The organism is Vibrio sp. B1ASS3, assembly GCF_905175355.1.
GTDB lineage: Bacteria > Pseudomonadota > Gammaproteobacteria > Enterobacterales > Vibrionaceae > Vibrio > Vibrio owensii.
Genome location: NZ_HG992742.1, coordinates 2381031 through 2401660, shown reverse-complemented (window position 1 = coordinate 2401660; position 20630 = coordinate 2381031). Strand labels below are relative to the sequence as shown.

Sequence of the window (20630 nt, the reverse complement as noted above, 5' to 3'; positions counted from 1 at the left end):
TTCCTTTCTGGATAAAGAACAACAGAGCCACGAATCAACGTATCAGAATACTATCTGACGCTTATCGTGGCTTGATTTGAAGCTGGTAAGATTAAAGACCGCTTGCGCTGAGTACTTCTTTAATTTCACTTTGGAAGTCAGTATCACTCATATTACTGAGATCGTACAAGACTTCTGCACCTGTTAAATTAAATTCTACTTCGTGATCTTCAATGCGCTCGTCTTGGTTACGGAACATTAATAGATGGTTTGCGATACGAGCAATATCTAAATAACTTACTTCAGGGCGAGCAGATTCGAACTTCTCATTCGAGGAGACTTCGCGGAAGTCATTATCAAAGCCCCATTTTTCTAGCACTAATTTACTCGTTGCAGAACAGCGGGTTTGGAATATTTGTAGCGCGATATCGGCATCAAGGTAATTGCCGCGATCGAGATAGAGGTGGTATTCATTGATTAGGCAGAATAAGCCAATGTCGGCTAACAAGCCAACCAGTAGTGCCTTTTCTTGCTCCAGATGCCCATAGGTCGCCGGCTCATGCTTACGAAACTCTTGAACCACTAATACCATGGTTGCGCCAAGCTCACGTGAAACCGCCGCACTTTTCACCAAGATGCTATTACACTCTTTGGTCAGGTTTACAGAGTGCTTCAACTGTTCAATCGCTTGTGCGGTGACGATATCCCTCACTCGCAGAATCCCAAGGCGTGAAACTGCCGTCGTTAAGTCATTGCATGTAATGTTGCGACGATTAAAGATGACAGAGTTTGCCACGCGAACAACAACTGCAGCCAAACCTGGATCTTCCAGTAAGGCATTTGCTACATCTGCAATGGTCGTGTGTTCTTCAGTGCAAAGTTGTTGGATCTTGAGGACGACATCTGGGATGGGAGGAAGGGAAATTTTACCAGTAGAAATCGATTGTTCTACCAGCTGAGCGAACTCAGATTCGAGTGCCTTTATGAGCTTATCTTTATTATTAGGTAGCCAAAAAAATGATAAATGTTCCATTATGACGCTGTGCTTGAGAGCTTTCGTACAGTGTACCCTCACAGTATGTTAGTTATCAATTAAATACCTAATCCGCTCTCGCAATTGCCGCATTAATCACCATGATGCTTATTTTTTGGCACTTACTGCGTCAAAAAAACATCGGATGAAGATAAGTAACTGTGAAACTAATCACGTATGTTGAATTTGTAGTTTGTCATCTGTGACATAGATCCTAACTTATTTTTCAACGTTAAGTATGATTAAGACAGTTGGTGAGCGCAATTCACAAAAATATCGCCAACATAACGACAATTTTTAATCGCTATAAGCTGCTGTTCAATCTGGTGACATCGCTAATCGGGGTAATTTATTCCAATTAAAGAGGTCAATGGACATGACAGACCAAGCTTTTTTTAACTATGTAAGCAATTTTAGTGAGTACCAAAAACGTTCAATGTTTGGTGGTATTGGTTTATTCAGCAATGACGCAATGTTCGCGTTGGTAAGTAACGACTGTTGTTATTTACGCGGCGGAAATGGGTTGGATGATGAGTTTACTGAACTAAACTGCGAAAAGTATAAGCACGTCAAAAAACAAACGACGGCAACCGTAAACTATTACGACGTAACAGACCTGTTTGATTCAAGCTTTGATGGGTTAGACGAACTGTTACAAAAATCAATTGAATGTTCTATTAAGGAACGCAAATACCAAAAGTCTTCTGCCAGTAGACGTTTGCGTGATCTGCCAAATATGCAGTTAACGCTCGAACGCATGGTAAAGAAAGCCGGCATTGATGATGTCGACACATTTTTAGAACTTGGACCGGTAGAAGTGTTCAACAAAGTCAGAGTTGCTTACGGCAGTGACGTTGATGTGAAACTTCTATGGAAATTTGCTGGTGCGATCGATGGTATCCACTGGAAACTAATCCAAGAGCCACGCAAGAAGCAATTGCTAGCCATGTGCGAGTAAGGCGCTTTAGTTTCACGATGATTGACTCGTTTAGGATGAAGTTAGCGAGTCATAAAAGGTGAGTGTTGAAAGCGACAAAAGGAAGTTGATGCTTTTAGCCACTTCATTCGAGTTAGTCATTGCTACAAATTAGTTATCAGAAAAGAAAAACCGAGGCAGATGCCTCGGTTTTTTTTATTTGTGCTTCTAGGGCTGTTCAATCAAGGGGGTGATTAGAACTTGAAGCGAGTAGTGAACATCACTTGGTCACCGTAGAAGTCGTTAATACGTGCTTCTGCACCTAGAGAGAATAGCTCTGTAGAGTGGAAGCGAGCGTAAACAGAACCAATCCAATCGTCATCGTTGTCGATAGATACGTAGCCTGCTTTACCACCCACTTCTAGTTGTGGACCAAGCCATTGGCGTACACCAAGGTTCAGTTCCATACCAACGTCTGTGCTGCTTGAGTTTGATGGTTGTACAACACGCATTAGCATTGCACCCGTTAGGTCAGCCCAGTTGTTTAGTGGAGAGTGGAAGCCAAAACCCGCTGCTGAATCGAAATCGCCATCGAATTCAGAATCGATGCGTGCAATTACGTGTGCATTTGGGTGGATTGATTTGCTGAAACCAGCACCGAATGTTACTGGGCTTGCACCAATGCGAGCTTCCATGTAGTCGTAGCTAAAGTTGCTCATTGTTGCTGGAGCGTTGTAGTCGTTCGCAGCTAGAGCTTGGCTAGATGCCAGCAAAAGGGCAGCGGCTAATAGTGTTTTACGCATAACTAACGATAAACCTTGTCTTATAGTTCCATGGATCCAAGTAACCACTTGAACCGTAATCTGATTTGTTCGACATCATAATAAAAACCAAGGGCGACGACCAACAAAAAAGTGTCGATGTTTTGTCAAATGAGTCAATTGTGCCAAGTTAACAGCAAAAAACGCGCCATGTTGAGGTCGCATGGCGCGTTTTTGTATTAAAAGGACTATTCGCCGAAGCTCGCTCGTCTATCTGCCATGGCGTTAAGAATTGCTTCTGCGTCTAAAATAGAAGTCCAGGATAGAAGGTTATCATCATTTTCTATCATAAAAGCAGTCAGTTGCGAGACGATAGCTTCTCTTAATTCTTCACCTTTCCAAGGTTTAGCAATGTAGTAATCAAGACTTGCGTGGTTAACTGCTTCTACAGTGTCTTCAAGCCCTGCTTGTCCGGTAAGGAGTACTTTTCGAGCGGATTGAGTGTCACCATTTTGACTGAGCTCGATTAAGAAGCTGATGCCCGTTTGTTCCGGCATTATGTGGTCACACAGAATCAAGGCGAGCTGAATGCTATCTTCCGCCATTTCTTCAATCACTTGTTTGGCTTCCGTAACAGATTCCGCGCCTTCGACCACAAAGTTATCTTCAAATGGCATCAAATCCTGAAGGACACTATCCAAGACTTCTCTTTCATCATCCACACATAAAATCAGATATTTAGTCATGCTTCATCTCCTTCTTGAGTGATAGGTAACCAGACGGTCATGCAAGTGAAATGGTTGAGCTCAGATTCCACTTCTATCCAGCCTTTATGGCCCGCCATGATTTGTTGGCAGATAGAAAGTCCGATTCCTAAACCGAAATTACCTTCTTTCTTCGTTGTAAAGTTGAGTTCAAAAATGGCTTTTTGTTGTGATTCTGGAATGCCACATCCGTTGTCTTTGAATGAGATGACGGCATAAGTTTGACTGTCTTTCTCGACCAATCTCGACTGAATTACCAATTCCCCTTTGTCTGGGAAAGCATCAATCGCGTTGGAAATAAGATTGGTCCACACTTGCTGCAGCGCAATCGGCTGGCAAAGGGCATTTGGTAGCTCAGTATAGTCGGTCGTGACCTTGTGCATTTTGAGTTTGTTTTCAAAGATCACCAACGTATCTTCTATGCCTTCATGCAGGTCTGCAAAATGCAAACTCTCATCATCAGAGCGGGCGTAGCCCTTCAAGCTTTTCACCATATCAGCAATCCGAGCGGCGCATACATTTATCGAACGCAGAGAGGCACCAACTTGGTGATACTGCTCGAGAGTTCCCAAGGTGTGCAGTGATTCGGTTTTTTGACGGTTGAGCTGCGCTATCAAGGTTTGTTCAGATTCGAGTCCGAGATTAACGACTTTCTTAGCGAGCGCTCTGTCGGGTAGGTCGGTGTTTAGTTGTTTCACTCGTTCCCGTAGCTCAGAAGTAGAAGCGGGTTTGACGCGTTGGGCTTTGGTCAGTAAGGCAACGCCTTTTTCTTGAATGTCATGGCTAGGAAGCTCTTTAAGCAGATTCTCTAACGTTAGCGTCAGGTTTTCTACACCCCGCAAAATTGCCGCAATAGGGTTGTTCAGCTCATGAGCGACCCCAGCGACAAGCTGGCCAAGCATTGCCATCTTTTCACGCTCGATTAATTGCTGGTGGGCGGATTCTAATGACTCTAAGGTTTTTTGCAGTTGTAGCTTGGTATTAATGCTGCGCTGCAAACGTCGGTTGAAATGGCGTAACAACAAGTTGGTAAACAAAGGCAGTAAATTTGAGTCGCTCTGCATTACTTTACGAAAGACTTTTCTATCTAGCTTGATCACTTCAGTTTTGGTGAGTGTTAAGGCTGTCGAGAAGGAACTTTCTCCAGTAACAAACGACATGCCGCCGACAATGTTACCTTTCGAATGTCGAACCACTTCGCGCTGCATACCAAGCTCATCGCGTTTGTAGAGTGCTACTTCACCACTGGTAATAAACCACAAGAAACTGTTTGGTTCGCCTTCTACCGTGAGCAAGTGTTCTGGTGAGTAGGTACGGCAAGCCTTGGTATCGTCATTTTGTTCAAAGAAATGTTGCAGAGCACTGATGACCTGTTCTGCCAGTTCTCCGTCGGAAAGGGCGTGATAATCGTTTAGGAAACCAGCTTGGTAGTTACTCATCTGATTTTCGATATGTGCACGGAGCAACTTGTGCTGGTCGAGAATTTGACTATAGCTGAGCAAGTCTTCTCTGTCGTAACGAAGAATAAATTGGGTGAGCTCTTTCTGTGCTGTATTGAACAGAACCTTGTCAGGGAGTGGCTTAGTTAAGCAATGGTCGAGTCTACCCTCGTTAACGGCGGTTAAAATGGCTTCAATATCCGAAGAGCAGCTGATCAGTATTTTGCGAGCTCGTTCAGTATGAGGCTTGCGATCCAAACCAATGAGGAAATCAACGCCGTTAAAATGTGCGTGATGACTGGCAATAACGAGTGCCACTTTTTGCTCTCTTTCTTCGAGGTATTCGAGAGCGCTCTGTGCTTCTTCTATCGATTCCACAGAGAGAATATCAAACTTACTTGAGAAGGCTGACAACTCCAATCGAAACTGTTCGGCACTGATTGGATTGTTGTCGAGGCACAATACAGCGTAACGGTTCACAGCGGTTTGAGCTCCGGTTAAAACTTGGCACTAACAACATATCAATTAAATGTAAGAATGGGTGGGAGCTGGGTATTATTCTCGATTAATGAACTAAAATAACCATCAATAGTCTGATATATCTCAATGTTTTATCCGCTTTGGGTTTGGGTTAGACTGAGCACAAATACTCAATAAGTGACGTTATGGAAAATCTAAAAAAAATCGGTGCCATTGGTGGCGCTATTTCTCTTGCGCTATGTTGGCCGCTAGCGGTTGGTCAGATTGGTCAAACTATCATTGAAGATGGCATCGCCAACATGAACGATGAAATGGTCAAAGGTGAAATCGTGGAATATGACCGCGGTTACCTGTCTTCAGTTGTTCTGACGCGTTACACCGTTGTCGACCCAGAAATCAAAGCGCAGCTTGAGCGCGATGGTCTGCCGACTGCATTTGATGTAACCAGTGACGTGACTCATGGTTTAACAAGCCTAAGTGCTGACTCTAAATTGGTGGATGCGGACTTCTTACCACTGACGATGCACAGCAAAACCCAGTTGAATGGCAACACCGATTTCACGTTGGATCTTGCTAGCTGGAATTACCAGAATGATGCTCAAGGTATGCACCTTTCTTCAAGCCCTGCTCAAGTGAAAGGTAATGTAACGGTACTGGGTGATTTGAACTACCAAGTGTCGATTCCTTCGGTACAAATTGATTTCGAAAATGGCGAAGAGATTCACCTAACAGAGCTAAAAGGTGAAGGTAAAGGTAAGCAAGCAAAAGGTTACTGGCTAGGTGAGCAGTCTTTCTCACTACAAAAGCTAGATATCGTTGATGCGCAACTTGCTCCTATGTTCCTGATTGAGAACGCAAGCTACAGCGGCAATACCTCTCTGAACGAAGCGGGCGATAAGCTGAGCACGAAACTTGTGTTAGATGCGAAGCAAATGCGTTTAACTGATGGCACAGACGTTGATAACTTTAAGTTGGATTTTGCTATTGGCGATGTAGACAGCAAATCCTTTGATGAAATCATGTCAATTTACCAAAGCTCGCCAATGCTGGATGAGCAAGAAGTTCAAAAACTATTGCCACATATTGATACCTTGTTTAGCAAAGGCTTCAGCCTATCTGTGAATGAGTTGTCTTTGGCATTTGGTGAAGGCAAGTTCCGCAACGAATGGCAATTGTCTGTGCCTCAAGGTACTGACCACATCACTCAAGACCCAATGAAGTTGATGACGGCGACAAATGGTTCTCTAAACACTTACTTCTCGGATGAACTCGTGGATCTTTACCCATTCATTCAAGAAAGTGTGGATGAGCTGATGGTGATGGAACTTATCCAGAAAAAAGACAATGGTTATGAACTAAAAGCGCAAATTTCTGATGGGAAATTGAAGTTCGAAAACGGACAAGAGTTTCCTTTAATCGCACTGCTTATGCCAGCCTTGATGCAATAGAGAAGTTTACAAAGTAAGTTTTTAGCTTTTTCAGTTTAAAAAGAGGTCGTAAGACCTCTTTTGTTGTTTTTATCCCTGCAAAAACGTGATATTAATTTCGTAATCTTTACTTAGCAGGAGCAATGAGCATCATGGAACAAAATACGGACAACGTATTTAACTTCAGTGCAGGGCCAGCAGGTCTGCCAAAAGCAGTCATGCAGCAAGCACAAAAGGAGCTAATCAACTGGCAAGGTCTTGGTACTTCAGTGATGGAAATCAGTCACCGAAGCAAAGAGTTCATCAAGGTTGCAGAAGAAGCAGAGCAAGACCTTCGTGATCTTCTGAACATCCCAGACAACTACAAAGTACTGTTTTGCCAAGGTGGTGCTCGTGCTCAATTTGCCGCTGTTCCACTTAACCTTTTAGGCAATGCGGAAACTGCGACTTATATTGATGGCGGTTACTGGGCAGAAAGCGCAGTAGCAGAAGCGAAAAAGTACTGTGAACCAGACGTCTTCAACGCAAAGACGGTTATCGATGGCAAAGCAGCTGTATTACCAGCGGCAGAATGGAAAATTTCTCCTGACGCGGCTTACGTGCATTTCTGCCCGAACGAAACCATTGACGGCATTGAAATCAACGATATGCCAGTGACGGACAAACCAATCGTTGCTGATATGTCTTCAACCATTCTTTCTCGTGAAATCGACGTTTCAAAATACGGCGTGATTTACGCGGGTGCGCAGAAGAATATTGGTCCTTCAGGTATCGCTATTGCGATCGTTCGTGATGATCTGCTTGGTCTAGCGAAAGAAGTACTCCCAAGCATTTTGGATTACAAAGTGTTGGCAGAGAAAGAGTCAATGTTCAACACACCACCGACGTTTGCATGGTACCTATCTGGCCTTGTATTCAAGTGGTTGAAAGCGCAAGGCGGCGTAAAAGCGATTGAACAGGTAAACCGTGATAAAGCAGCACTGCTTTACGATTACATTGACCAATCAGACTTCTACCGCAATGGTGTGCATTCTGCGAACCGTTCTCTAATGAACGTACCATTCCAACTTGCTAAGCCTGAGCTAGACGGAAAGTTCTTAGAATTAGCAGACGCGAAAGGTCTGAAAGCGCTAAAAGGTCACCGCGCGGTTGGCGGTATGCGTGCTTCCATCTACAACGCAATGCCACTAGAAGGCGTACAAGCCCTTGTCGACTTCATGCGAGAGTTCGAGCAAGAATACGCTTAATCGCGACCTGTGATACAATCCTTTAAAGCGTCGCATTAGCGGCGCTTTTTACTTTCTGCAGAATCGCTATTTTCTAATGGAAGCACACGCACATTTCCAAATGGCGATTTTGAACAACCATCCGCTGTTCGCTATCTTTGTAACATCATCAATTTTCGAGAAATCTAGTGAGAAACCTCTGTCTGACATTTCTGCTTTGCTTATCTTCCTTTGCAAATGCACAAGAGATCCAAGTGTGGAGCGGTATTGAGTACTCAACCGTTGCTGAGATCCAAGAGCGTTTTGAGGCAGAGACGGGCAACAAGCTAGCGATTCGTGAGTTTGACGTAAACAACATTCGCTCAGAGCTGTTATTAGCAAAACAGACAGGGATTACGGTACCTGATGTGATTTGGGTGCCTTCAGATTTTCTGGGGCTACACGATTATTTCGATTTGGCTAAAATCCCTTCGAGCTGGATTGATGAAAAGAGTATTGAGCCTAAAGCGCTAGAGCTGGTCTCGGTTGATGGAGCCATTTATGGCGTGCCTCTTGGATTGGGTAATCACCTTGTGTTGTACGTGAACACAAAGCTCACTAAAGATCTTGAACCGACGTGGGAAGAGCTGCTCGAAGAGGCTGAGCAGGGAAGAACGACGCTCGCGATGCAATATCCGAATATGTATTTTTTGATGTCGTTTGTTCCAATGTTTTCTGACCATCGTTCTAAACCGGTCACAGACATTGACGTTGGTGCTTTAGCTGCTGCGCTGAAGTTCTATGGTGAGCTTCCTGTCGTCGGCGTTTTAAAAGGCGAATACGGCCAAGATCAGGCACGACAGCAGTTTATCGATGGTGAAGTGGCGTACTTAATTGATGGTGACTGGGCGTTAGGGGAGCTTAAACAACACTTTTCAAAAGAGCTGAAAATCAGTGGCTTGCCGACTTACAACAACCATCACATGCATTCGTTAAGTGGTGGCAAAGTGCTGGCGTTTAATGCTGAAGCAATGGCAAACCCAGACAAACGCCAAGCCATGCGAACCTTAGCAACGATTGTACAGAAACCTGAGTTCATCGAAGACGTTATCATCAACCAGAATCTGATTTCGACCAACCGCTCAATCAATCGCAAATGGTATGACGAAGAGAGCTCCTATTACAGTGATCTCTATACCGAGTTGAGCCCTGCTTATGTCATGCCGAGTACGGTAGAGATGGCGGTGACATGGGAAGCGTTGATTCGTGGCTACAAACGCTTCCGTGCAGGCATGCCCGCAGAATCTGCTGCCGAGTTTGTAGTGGACTTCATCCAAAAGCACTCTCAGCATATTCACAAACGTAGGAAAGCATCATGATAAGTTTGCGTAATATCCTGACGTTGATTGTGGTGCTAGGCTCTTTGCTTCCTGCTTATTGGGTCGGTACCAGCATGATCGAAAAACACCAAGAAGATCTGTTGGTAGAGAAAGAGATTAAGCTTGTTAATACCAATCAAGGTATCAAGAAAACAGTTACGGAAGATCTGACGTTCGTCGCGAACTTAACACGTTGGTACTCCAAAGACCGTTTGTTGGTTCAAGGGATGGATAACGTGCTGTATTCAAGCATCATCTGGCAGATGATCGAAACGTTTGAAGAGCTGGCCGTTAACGTCAGTACCACTTACATCATCGACAAAAACTGGCAGCCAATGTACGAAAGCAATGGCTCCGTTTACCATTTAGAAACCAGCAAACTGCTAAACAAAATACGCACCGCTAGCGATGTTTATAAGCAGGGTAAAATGTTCCACACCACCTACTTTGATGAAGGGTTAGTTTTGGATGGGGGACAAAGTGGTATTGCTTTCGTTAGTCCGCTTTTGCCTTACACGCTGTTGCCTGGATCAGAGTACGAGCCGCAAGGTTATTTGGTGGTGTTGGTTTCGTACCAAGATTTGATTCGTATCTCTCAGCCTTTCCTCTATGCGCAAGAGAGCGTGAACTTCCACTATGGTGACATCAACAAGTTAAAGACGGATAACTCTCGCCATGTGAGTGAGATAGAGGTGAACAACAGTAACTTTGTAGAGCCGCTTGAAGTCACTATGGTGCACACTGTTTCTGACGCTGTGCGTAACCAAGACCTTATGCGCTCGAAGCAACAGCTACTCAATATTATCGTCGCGACGCTCATCGTGACTCTGTGCTTTGCGATTGTGGCAAGCCGTTGGTTGACTCAACCTATCAGGAAGATGGAGCGGGTGGTACGTAGCTTTAAAAACAACAAGCGTCCGGATCTTCAACCCAAGCAGTTCCAGTTTAAAGAGTTTAGGCAATTGATGAGATTGCTCGACTCGTTGTGGCTTCAATTGACCAATCACATGGATGAATTGGAGATCAGAAACCAAGCACTGCGAAAGGCAAACCTGCAAGTCCAAGAAACCAACGCACAGTTAGCGAACTTTAACCAAGAGCTAGAGCATCGCGTTGATGAACAAACGGCAGAGTTACGTGCGAACTTGACCCGAGAAGAGGCGCACCAAGCTAAATTGATGACCTTGATTAATTTCACTACCAGCCATGCAGGTGTGGGGTATCACGCGATTCCGGAAGTGATCAATTCAGGTTTAATCAAGCTCTTTCCTGATTCAGACATGCGTTTTAGCTTTGAGAAACCGGACTGTGAACGCGTCAAAACGATGCGCTCATCAACGGGTTCTGAGCTAGGTTACTTCGACTACGGCACTTATTCGATGAACGAAGAGGAAGGGATCCTTCTAGAGCTATTCAAGAAGCAGCTCTACTCTTGGCTTGAATTGGAAGAGTTCGCTCGTCGAGATAAATTATCCAAAAGCTTTAACCGAAAAGCGTTTGATGAAGACTATGAGTATGCGCGCCAGTCTGTTGCTCAGGGGCGTTGGCATAGGATGTCGATTCTTATCATCGATATTAACGGATTGAAGACGTTGAATGATACCTACGGGCACGATCGTGGTGACATGTTGATTGCTAAATCCACCCAACTGATTAAGACGGTACTTCAAGGTAAGCACGCCCTGTATCGAATTGGTGGCGATGAGTTTGCGGTGATTGCACAAGATATGAATGCCGCAGCATTAGATGAACTGATTTCGGCTTTGGAAGCATCTCAGCAAGACAAATGGATAGAGCTATCAGGGCAAAACCGTCACCCAGTTCAATTCTCTGTTGGCGGTGCATCGAGTGAATCGGTGGCGCTGGAAAATCTGTTCTCTATTGCAGATGAAGCCATGTACGAGAAAAAACGTGCGTTCTACCAAAAGTAAACCGCTATCAGAGTAGGGCATAGATATCAGATCCTATTAATCTAGCGTTACTCGCCTGAATACAAAAAGCCCTTGTTGTCCGTACAGCAAGGGCTTTTTATTTGAGTATGGTGATGCAGTTATTAGTTATTAGTTATTGTTGCTTCAGAGCCTTAGCTGTTGCTTTGGGAGCTCTTTACTTCATCAATGACTCTACTTTAAATGCAAGGTTAATGGCTTTGAGACTGCAATGGATTCGATCGGTGAAGCGTCATCAAGTGGGTAAGAAATGCTAGAGCTAATAATGCCTGCATTGTAGAGGCAGTATAAAAGATCCAATTTGATGTTGTTCTGCTCTAGCTCCACGCCTGTAAATACTGAACCGCAATCCGAGATCTCGGTAAGGTTCACCGCCTTTTGCAACGATATTTTTAGTAGACGATCTTCTGCGTCGTAGCTAAACGCTCTTACTGCAAAATCATCAATGTCGATAATGGACTGATTTTCCTCGTCAGTCTCAAGAAAAATTGGATTTACTTTGTCCCTGTATCGGATTGAGAGCGTTCCGTGCAAATCAAATGGGTAGCGAATCTTTTTCATGCGTTTCACCTGTGAATAAACGTATAGCACTTTAACGTTTCATCTTAGCGACTATGAAGCTTGATAAGATAGCATTTACAAATTGATACATACTCCTATTGCTAAGTATGGGTATATTCAAGGAGTTGCGTTTGTTTTTTGTACGATACGTTGCCGATTAAGAAGTGATACCTAATGAGTTCTCAACGCGGATATGCACGGATTAAATGCTCTAACTTAATCAATCCTAAGCATATTATAAAAAGCTAAACTGTTATCTGCCTACGTAATGCAGCAAATAGGATTTAGAATGGAAACCAATAAGTCAGAGCGTTCAGTTTTTGGTTCTAGTTTCTACTCAAGTTTCTAGCTCAAGTTTCTTAGTAATACGCTCTGGATACGTTACCGTTGAACTCGTTGATGGCCGTATGCGTGATGTAAGGTCGAAAACTAAATGCGGGTGACGTGGATAATAAAAAGGCCAATCACAACAGGTTAGGAGGGAGAGTCTGCTGTTATTGACCTTTTGATGAACAGTATCGTTCAAGCACAGAGCGGGGCAGCTGAATGCCGAAACTTTCGTTCTTTGTCGCTAATTAACAAATGCAGTCAGGGTGCTCCGTACAGGTGTCACACTGGCGGTGAGTGCAAACGCCGCAACAAGTGAGCAAGTAGAGAAACTCGGGCTGCGTGAACAGTTCACTGGTTTCAATATACATGATCGCTCTGGTGTAACGCTTAGACCCGACTTTAATCGCGCCAACAGGGTTTTCACCTTCGTAAGCGGCGACACTAAAGCCCATTTTGAGCATAACATCGACAGAACTCTTGAGTGTGACACTCGCGTAATAGTGATGAATATGCGCATTTTGAGCCAAAAAGGTAAATTCAGTGTGTAACTGCCTTCGGAAAACACGTTCATTCTTCGAGTGTTGACTGATGGCGTAGTAAGAATATACCCCTTTATCTTTCAGCGGTTTGGTGAGTCTTAGGTCAATGACATCGATCGGTAAGCGGTTCTTCTTTACTCGATCAATTTCATTCTCTAACGTTGGCTCGGTGAAAAACATGCCAATGTTATGTCCTACTAACTCTCCCCGAGAAAGGTACTTGTAAGCAATTGCGCGACCGTCCTTTTGGTATTCCACCAAATCGATAGTAGCCAGATTGTGCTTAATGTTGAGCGACTTCAATTGATTGTGGAAGTTGTTCAAACTGTGAATGAACTCTTGTTCATTACTTTGGCTGAGCTCTTCCTCATCAATATTATTGTGCTCTACCGGACACGGAGTATTGTAATCAATCCCCGAGATGATCGACATCGCATCCTGGTAGCGTTGCTTCAAAGACAGTTCAAATTGCTCAACTTCATCCTTTAAAGATGAGTCTAATCCCAAACTGCACAGATAAGGCAGCAAGTTGTTTTCAAACGCTCGTAGGACTCTTACCCGACGGCTTAAGCTTGGTTGAGTAATGCCCCGTTCCCATCGACTGAAAGTGACACAGTCTATATTAGCTAAATCGCCACCTAAGAGATTTAACCTTATCGATGCTTGCTCCTGAGTTAACCCTAATGTGGTTCTTATTGCTTTTAGATAACTCCCGAACACTTTACTTTCCCCCATAGGTTTAAAACATGTCCATAGCTAATTCTTATTTTTCGTTTAAGTTATGTGCATGACATTCCTCTTCCAAATATGTCAATCGTTGGAAATGTTATTCCATTTACTTACGACCCTTTAAAATTGACTTGGCGTATAGGAGGTTGAAAATGCATTAATATTTATGTTGTGTTTGATCATAAATATCATGCAAATCATATTGTGTTTGTTATTAAATTGAGAAGGCATTGTGCTTATTGAGTCGATTGAAGATGCCTAGTGATGGCCAATGCTGTCCTGAAATAGATGAAAATAGCCTTGTAATTACAGTCTTTTTTAATGCTTGGTCACATAGGTTGATGAAATTTATGCAATTATACGTTCGGTAAATCATTTTTTACTGTTATCTTAAAAATGAGAAAGGTTCACGGGAAAGAACATATTTCATATGAGTATGTTAGATATAATTATCAGGCTTTTTCCCAACTGAATTTATTATTTATCGATTAGTGCTAATGCACTAATAGACGCCGTAAGTGAATTTACGGCGCTTAATATATTTCAGGAAAGCCTTATTTAGCGTTTAACGTTTTGTAGTATTTGCTTGGTGTTGATGGAGTAGATATATCATTGAAGGCTGTGCTAGAAGTACGGCAGTATCCACTTTTAGTAAGCATTTGCGATAAGACGTTTTGCCTATGGTTACAGAGCCTGCTTTATCTGGCGTGTCATAAGCGACTTTTTCAGCCCCTAAGCTGACTAAATAGTCGGTAAACTTATTATCAAACGCGTAATAGTACAACTCGGTGATATTGGAACGTTCTGCTAAGTAATCCACTAACGTCGGATGAAGCATCATAAAGACTTGCTCGTTGGCAGCATATCGGCTCAAGCAACATAGTGCCATGCCTCGGCTTTCTGAGTACGCACGAGCTTGGCTAAGCGGCAAGGTTTGGTTTGGATTATGAAAATGTGCATGTAAATCCTCAACCCGGAATAGGAACGAGATAGAGTGCCCACGTACTTTGTTCGTCTCACTGTCTTTGTAGACTTTGGCGATTAACTTATCGTCATTGTGCATCGCCACATAATCGAGGTCGAACATCCCTGGGTAATGCGCGTCTGAATTGAGAAAGAAGTTTTTTAAGCGAGCCAGATCGGCATCAACATGCTCAGTGAAGAGCGTCTCTTCAATGATCTCAACTTCTTTACTCGGTTTTAGTTCTTCGTATCCCGATGTTAGGAGCATTGCTCGTTGTGAGTGAAAGCGGTCGTATAAGATGTCATCAAGCATGGTGCCATTTTCTGGAGACGGAATGGACAACAAAAATGGCTTTAAGTCCAATGCGAGTTCACGAAGTACTCGGATCGCTTTAACCGCGTTTGGTGATGTCGTGTTTCTTTCCCATCGACTGATCGTTACAGAGTCGATAGAGGCAAACTCTGGGTTTGCGAGGTTGAGCTTTGTGGCAAGTTCCCTTTGCGTCAAGTTGAGCTGATTTCTCAACTGTTTTAAATAGTCTCCAAACATACACTTACCTTGTTTTTATTATGGAAAGGAAGCCAAAACTAATTGGCTTCTTACACTAGGGTAGTTGATTATTGAGGATATTGTCTTTTGAGAAGGAGGAGCAACTCAGGGCGTGTCAGCCAAATCGCACTGTCGAGTTTAAGTAAACAGCGCATATACTTTTCTGCACCGATTTTGACGATGCCTTGTTCGCTCGGTGCGTCGAAAGCCACTTTTTCGGCGCCGATCCCAATCATATAGTCTGCCGTGAGTTTATCGATGGCATAGTAGTAAAGGTCTTGAACGTTCGCATGAGTCGCAAGGTAGTCTATACCGGTTTGATGGTCAATCCAAAAGGTAGGCTCATCAGAGCAAAAATGGGTTAACGTACAGATTGCCATCTTTTTGTTGCTTGAATAGGCTTTGGTCTTTTTTATCGGGATCTTAAGAAACGGCGAGCAATAATAGTCTTCTAAATCGTCGGCATGGAAGAAGAAAGACAACGAATGTCCCAGCAATCGTCCAGATAGTTTATCGAGATACTTCTTGCCGTAAATCTTATGATCTTGCTGATATTGGTACAGGTCGACGTCAAACAAGGTGTCGTGCTCAATGCCAATTCCACTCAAGAAGTTCTTTAAACCCGCTTCGTATTTTTCCCCTCTGGACTCAAACAGTGGTGCCTCAAGCACATTACATGCTTCAACCTCTTGGTTTGATTGATACGAAGTATTCATCAAGACATCTTTAGGAGAATGGTAACGCTCTTTCAGATAGTGATTAATCTGAGTCTTGTCCTCATCAATCTCGATGGAGAGAAGGTAGGGCCTTAGATCGTTGGTAAGGGTTCTGAGTACTTTAACCGCTTTAACCGGATTCGGTGCGGTAGTATTGCGTTCCCAACGACTGACCGTTACAGAGTCGATAGAGGCGAACTCTGGGTCTGCTAAGTTAAGTTTTACCGCAAGTTCCTTTTGCGTAAGATTTCCTTCGATCCTAAGCTGTTTCAGGTAATCCCCGAACATACATTGCCCTCATAATAACTTGAATCGTGTTTCTTACACGTGCCTACATTAATTGTAGAAACTATTTTTATGCTAGGCAGTGTCGCGTTCAATCATGTCAATAATATGTCTGGATTTGGTTATATCCTGTTCATCTATATAAGAAAGAAGTGACACTTATTAATAATTATTCGCGTTTTAGCAGCTCAATGATCTCTGGTCTGGATAACCAGATAGCGCTATCAACTCGGTATAAACAGCGTTTAAAAGATTGATTGCCAATTTTCACAATGCCGTTTTCATCGGGCGTATCAAAAGCGATTTTCTCTGCGTCTAAGCTATTCATATAATTGACTGACCATTGGTCAACAGCATAAAAGTACATATCATGAATATTGGCATGAGAGGCAACGTATTTCGCACCAAATGCACTGTTTTGCCAAAATACAGATTCGATCGATGAATAACGAGAAATGGTACAAACCGCCATGGCTCGGCTCGTGGAATAAGGGCGAGCTTGCTGCAATGGCACTGGATAAAATGGCGATGAGAAATACTGATGTAATTCGTTAGCATCAAATAAAAACGAGATACTATGGCCCAGAATTTCTTTGCTTTCTTCGTCCGTGTATTTGCGAGCGACCATTTTGTTATCGAGCTGATATTGGTACAAATCGATATCGAATAGCGCTTTGTTATCGAGCGACAAACTATTAAAAAAGTGTTTTAGACTAGTTAGATAATCATCCTGATCGCTTTCTAACAGCTGACTTTCCGTAATCGAATTACTCTTTGGCTGCGTATCGTAAGAGCTATTCATTAACGTTGCCCAAGGCGACTTGAATCGATATTCAACAATCTTTTCGAAAATGCCTTTTCCTGACTCAGATGGCAGCGTGATGAGAAAGGGCATTAAGTCGGTGGTGAGTACTCTCAGGACCCTGATGGCTTTTACCGTCGTTGGAGCCGTCGTTCCTCTTTCCCAACGGCTAATCGTTACTGGGTCAATCGAGGCGAAATCGGTACTCGCGAGGTTCAGTTTGGTCGCGAGTTCTTTTTGTGTCAGTCCAATCTCTTCCCTAAGTTGTTTTAAGTATTCCCCGAACATCCATTGCCTCGCATATTTTGTTCTGTAATAGGTTATTGATTGCTCTATCATTATAGGAGTCGCATAGCAAAGCTCAAGCAAACCCATTTTTCGATGCCTACTATTGTGTATTACGTTCCCTTAATCTCTATATTAGAGAACTATTGTAAACGGTAAGACCCATGAAAAATTCAACGAGGGAGGATGAATGTAAAACGGTCTTTGCGGATATTCGTAAAGGCGCTTTCTATCCCATCTTTCAACCAATCTATGGATTGCAGCACGGCCACAAAATTGGTGCTGAAGTGCTAACGCGATGGAATACGCCAAGATGTATCGAAAAATCTTTCCGTTGTATCGAGGAAGAAGGGTACGCCAACTTTTTTACTAAACGATTATTCAAAAAGCTTTCAACGTGTTTGGATGAGCTTCCTGAATCGATTGGTTTCATTTCTGTAAATATTCCACCTTCTTACCTTTCTAGTCTGTCTTTTTTTGCCGATGTGTTGCCCTTATTGAACGCGTGTAAGCGTATGGGAAGCACGTTATGGCTTGAGTTGACCGAGCAGACGCAGTATCCGACAGAGATGTGCGATAAGTTGATGTTTAAGATCAACTTACAACTATGCCAAAATTTGGGAGTGAAAATTGCGCTGGACGATTTTGGTCGAGACAATCATAAAAATGAATCCATCATTCGGTATGTATCGCCAGATGTGGTGAAGCTCGATCGAAGCTTACTCAGAAGGCAAGGGATTCAATATGAGAAGTTCTGGCAACGTTTGGCGTCTTGGAAGCACCAATACAAATTTGATTTGGTTGCCGAAGGGATTGAAACATCCGATGAACTGAACTTCATGCAAAGTTTGGATGTGAGTTATGCGCAAGGTTATTACTTGCACAGACCAAGTATGGTTTCGGATTTATGCCCAAAACTCTCTAAGCCCAACTCAAACCATGGCTCATCGGCGATGTGGGCATAACATTTAACGGTTCCCTGCTTGCTGATTTAACCAACCAATGAAAAGGGCCAACTTGCGCGAGTGCTTTTCATTGGCGGTGACCACATAGTATTTCTGTTTACAGCGAAGTGCTCTCGCAGAAAAAGGCGTAATAAGTGCGCCGGATTTCAACAAGCTTTCGACAAGAGAAAGTCGGCCAATTGCAACGCCAGCGTTATGCATTGCCGCTGTAACCGCAAGATCGGAACGATCAAACGAGATGCTTGGGATCCCTTCGATATCGTCGAGCCCATTTTCACCAGCCCAAAGCGCCCACTCATCATGATGCGAGTTGTAGTCCCATGCTTGTTTGTCATGCAGTAATGTAGCGCTCACAAGTTTACCTGGGGCATCAATGAGTCCCAGTTTTTCTGCGTACTCTTTGGTGCAAACTGGAACAATGCTTTCTTCCATCAGCTCTTGGTGCCACAGTTTTTCTGGCATCTGCTCATCGAAATAAATGGCGGCATCAATGCCATAGCCTTGGAAATTCACATTCTCATTACCCGTTAGTATGTTTAGCTCAATCGACGGAAACTGCTGTTTAAACGAGTAAATACGGGGAACCAACCAGCTTTGTGCAAAGGAAGGGCGGGAGTAGATGGTCAGTTCGCCCGAGACATCGCCACACTTCACTTCCATTACTTCTTGGTTTAACTCATTCAACGTTCGGTTAAGGGCTAGATATATCCGTTCGCCTTCTTCGGTCAGGGTTATCTTTCGATGTGACCGTACAAACAGCTTGATGCTAAGTTCTTCTTCCAGTTTGTTGATGCGATGTGAGATGGCGCTAGGGGTCATGGAAAGCTCTTCTGCAGCACGGGAAAAAGAGCAGTGTCTCGCAGCTACTTCAAAGGTGTGTAACTTAGAAAGCTGAAAACTGTTGATGCGCTGATGCTTACCGAAAATGGTGTCGTTGGTGTACATGGCTAATGAATGATTTGCTGCTGTTGATTGGATAATAGGGCTTTTGTGTGTTGTATGTTGAGCTAAAAAGACTTCTTGTCCACAAAATTCCAACTTAATCACGTTTTTGTTTTAATCTGGTTCATGTGAAAGTGATTTTTGATCGTTTGTCATCTTTGGCTAGAGTTTGGTTAAATAACGATTAAAGACAGTAACTTGCAACTAGGAACCAATGACAACCTACAATGCACACACACTTGCTACCGAGTTTCCTCTGGTTAAGCGATTGATTGATTTGGAAGAGGTGGTTTGGTTTAACCCCAATATCACCACACTTGAAGAAGGTCTGCCGTTCGTTGGTTTAGGTGCAGCCAACATCAAAGACGCCAGTGAACGACTAGATCGCTTTGCTCCATACTTAATGAAAGCCTTCCCTGAAACGGCGGCCTCTAATGGAATCATTGAATCAAGCGTGGTCGACATCGACAAGATGAAGTCGTGTTTGGAAGCGCAATACGATACTCAAATTCTTGGGCGTTTGATGCTTAAAAAAGACAGCCATTTGCCTATTTCAGGTTCTATCAAGGCGCGTGGCGGTATTTATGAAGTGTTGACACATGCAGAGAAGTTGGCGATTGAAGCTGGGCTTCTGAGTGAAAGTGATGATTACAGCAAATTGGCGAGTGAAGAGCTTCGTCAGTTCTTTCAGCAATACAGCATTGCCGTAGGTTCAACCGGAAATCTGGGCATGTCTATCGGCATCATGAGTGCAAAACTCGGCTTCTCTGTATCGGTTCATATGTCGGCAGATGCGAGAGAGTGGAAGAAAAACAAACTGCGTTCTCACGGCGTAAACGTGGTGGAGTACGAGCAAGATTACGGTGTTGCTGTAGAGCAGGGACGCAAAGAAGCGGAAAAAGATCCAACTTGCTTCTTCATTGATGATGAAAACTCTCAAACCTTGTTCTTAGGTTATTCCGTTGCAGGTGAACGCTTAAAGCAACAGTTTGATGAGATGGGTATTGTCGTTGATTCGAACCACCCTCTGTTTGTTTACCTACCTTGTGGGGTGGGCGGTGGTCCTGGCGGCGTGGCGTTCGGCTTGAAGATGGCTTTTGGTGACGATGTGCATTGTATCTTCGCGGAGCCGACACACTCTCCGTGTATGCTGCTTGGTGTACACACAGGCTTGCATGATGACATCGCGGTGCAAGATCTTGGTATTGATAACATCACTGCAGCTGACGGTTTAGCGGTAGGTCGTGCGTCTGGTTTTGTTGGCCGAGCGATGGAAAGACTGCTTGATGGTTACTACACCATGACGGATGAGCGCATGTATCACCATTTAGGTGAGCTAAGTGAGCTGGAAGATATTCGTTTAGAACCATCAGCGTTAGCGGGCATGATTGGTGCGGTGCATGTTTCTAACGATAAAGCTTACCAAGCGCGAATGCAGTTTACTGAAGAGAAATTAAACAACGCGACTCACTTAATTTGGGCGACCGGTGGCGGCATGGTACCGGAAGAGGAAATGTCGGCTTATCTGGCCAAGTCAGGTCGTTAACGAATTTTGCACTTGTTATGGGAACAGCGAGAGCAAAAGAAAAGGGCTCATCAATTGATGAGCCCTTTGTCTATTTGAATCCCAG

17 protein-coding genes are annotated in these 20630 nt (G+C 43.6%); 7 read left to right on the top strand and 10 right to left on the bottom strand.

Annotated elements, in window-relative coordinates:
• Window positions 1-91: 91 nt before the first annotated feature.
• Window positions 92-1012 (bottom strand): HDOD domain-containing protein, encoded by a 921-nt coding sequence (locus tag KJB05_RS11005; protein WP_009705833.1) that lies wholly within the window; start codon window positions 1010-1012, stop codon window positions 92-94.
• Between the two features lie 370 nt (window positions 1013-1382).
• Between KJB05_RS11005 and KJB05_RS11000 the strand changes: the two genes are divergently transcribed.
• Window positions 1383-1970: a TfoX/Sxy family DNA transformation protein gene (locus KJB05_RS11000; protein ID WP_208445411.1), complete on the top strand. Its 588-nt coding sequence runs from the start codon at window positions 1383-1385 to the stop codon at window positions 1968-1970.
• A gap of 212 nt (window positions 1971-2182) precedes the next feature.
• On the opposite strand, the gene KJB05_RS10995 is transcribed toward KJB05_RS11000, so the two are convergent.
• The 3 genes from KJB05_RS10995 to KJB05_RS10985 all read right to left on the bottom strand — a co-directional run bounded on the left by KJB05_RS10995 (window position 2183) and on the right by KJB05_RS10985 (window position 5372).
• Window positions 2183-2731: a hypothetical protein gene (locus KJB05_RS10995; protein ID WP_005442235.1), complete on the bottom strand. Its 549-nt coding sequence runs from the start codon at window positions 2729-2731 to the stop codon at window positions 2183-2185.
• 206 nt (window positions 2732-2937) lie between these two features.
• On the bottom strand, window positions 2938-3435 hold the full coding sequence (locus KJB05_RS10990) for a response regulator (protein WP_208445410.1): 498 nt from the start codon (window positions 3433-3435) through the stop codon (window positions 2938-2940).
• The gene (locus KJB05_RS10985; RefSeq protein ID WP_208445409.1) at window positions 3432-5372 is read right to left on the bottom strand and encodes an ATP-binding protein; all 1941 of its coding nucleotides are present in this window, start codon (window positions 5370-5372) and stop codon (window positions 3432-3434) included. The genes KJB05_RS10990 and KJB05_RS10985 overlap by 4 nt, the downstream gene beginning before the upstream one ends.
• Window positions 5373-5557: 185 nt before the next feature.
• On the opposite strand from KJB05_RS10985, the gene KJB05_RS10980 reads away from it, so the two are divergent.
• The 4 genes from KJB05_RS10980 (at window position 5558) to KJB05_RS10965 (ending at window position 11314) form a co-directional block, all read left to right on the top strand.
• Window positions 5558-6820: a DUF945 family protein gene (locus KJB05_RS10980; RefSeq protein WP_208445408.1), complete on the top strand. Its 1263-nt coding sequence runs from the start codon at window positions 5558-5560 to the stop codon at window positions 6818-6820.
• Between the two features lie 131 nt (window positions 6821-6951).
• Window positions 6952-8046, top strand: coding sequence for a 3-phosphoserine/phosphohydroxythreonine transaminase (gene serC, locus KJB05_RS10975; RefSeq protein WP_208445407.1), 1095 nt, complete (start codon window positions 6952-6954; stop codon window positions 8044-8046).
• 233 nt (window positions 8047-8279) lie between these two features.
• Complete coding sequence (locus KJB05_RS10970) at window positions 8280-9383, top strand: extracellular solute-binding protein (protein ID WP_208445406.1); 1104 nt, start codon at window positions 8280-8282, stop codon at window positions 9381-9383.
• Window positions 9380-11314: a GGDEF domain-containing protein gene (locus KJB05_RS10965; RefSeq protein WP_208445405.1), complete on the top strand. Its 1935-nt coding sequence runs from the start codon at window positions 9380-9382 to the stop codon at window positions 11312-11314. Before KJB05_RS10970 ends, KJB05_RS10965 begins: the two co-directional genes overlap by 4 nt.
• A 192-nt stretch (window positions 11315-11506) precedes the next feature.
• On the opposite strand, the gene KJB05_RS10960 is transcribed toward KJB05_RS10965, so the two are convergent.
• From KJB05_RS10960 to KJB05_RS10940, 5 genes are all read right to left on the bottom strand, one after another.
• Window positions 11507-11893 (bottom strand): hypothetical protein, encoded by a 387-nt coding sequence (locus tag KJB05_RS10960; protein ID WP_208445404.1) that lies wholly within the window; start codon window positions 11891-11893, stop codon window positions 11507-11509.
• A 575-nt stretch (window positions 11894-12468) separates the two neighbouring features.
• Complete coding sequence (locus KJB05_RS10955) at window positions 12469-13482, bottom strand: DNA-binding protein (protein WP_033006958.1); 1014 nt, start codon at window positions 13480-13482, stop codon at window positions 12469-12471.
• A 574-nt stretch (window positions 13483-14056) separates the two neighbouring features.
• Window positions 14057-15004: a helix-turn-helix transcriptional regulator gene (locus KJB05_RS10950; protein ID WP_039985124.1), complete on the bottom strand. Its 948-nt coding sequence runs from the start codon at window positions 15002-15004 to the stop codon at window positions 14057-14059.
• 68 nt (window positions 15005-15072) lie between these two features.
• Window positions 15073-16008 (bottom strand): helix-turn-helix transcriptional regulator, encoded by a 936-nt coding sequence (locus KJB05_RS10945; protein WP_208445403.1) that lies wholly within the window; start codon window positions 16006-16008, stop codon window positions 15073-15075.
• Window positions 16009-16174: 166 nt separating this feature from the next.
• Entirely contained in the window at window positions 16175-17095 is a 921-nt protein-coding gene (locus KJB05_RS10940; protein ID WP_208445402.1) for a helix-turn-helix transcriptional regulator, read from the bottom strand.
• Between the two features lie 161 nt (window positions 17096-17256).
• On the opposite strand from KJB05_RS10940, the gene KJB05_RS10935 reads away from it, so the two are divergent.
• Entirely contained in the window at window positions 17257-18057 is an 801-nt protein-coding gene (locus KJB05_RS10935; RefSeq protein ID WP_208445401.1) for an EAL domain-containing protein, read from the top strand.
• A 3-nt stretch (window positions 18058-18060) separates the two neighbouring features.
• Here KJB05_RS10935 and dsdC read toward each other — a convergent pair whose 3' ends face one another.
• On the bottom strand, window positions 18061-19002 hold the full coding sequence (dsdC, locus tag KJB05_RS10930; RefSeq protein WP_208445415.1) for a DNA-binding transcriptional regulator DsdC: 942 nt from the start codon (window positions 19000-19002) through the stop codon (window positions 18061-18063).
• A gap of 211 nt (window positions 19003-19213) precedes the next feature.
• Here dsdC and KJB05_RS10925 point away from each other — a divergent pair, with 211 nt between their 5' ends.
• Window positions 19214-20545, top strand: a complete 1332-nt coding sequence (locus tag KJB05_RS10925; RefSeq protein ID WP_208445400.1) for a D-serine ammonia-lyase — start codon at window positions 19214-19216, stop codon at window positions 20543-20545.
• Window positions 20546-20630 lie beyond the last annotated feature (85 nt).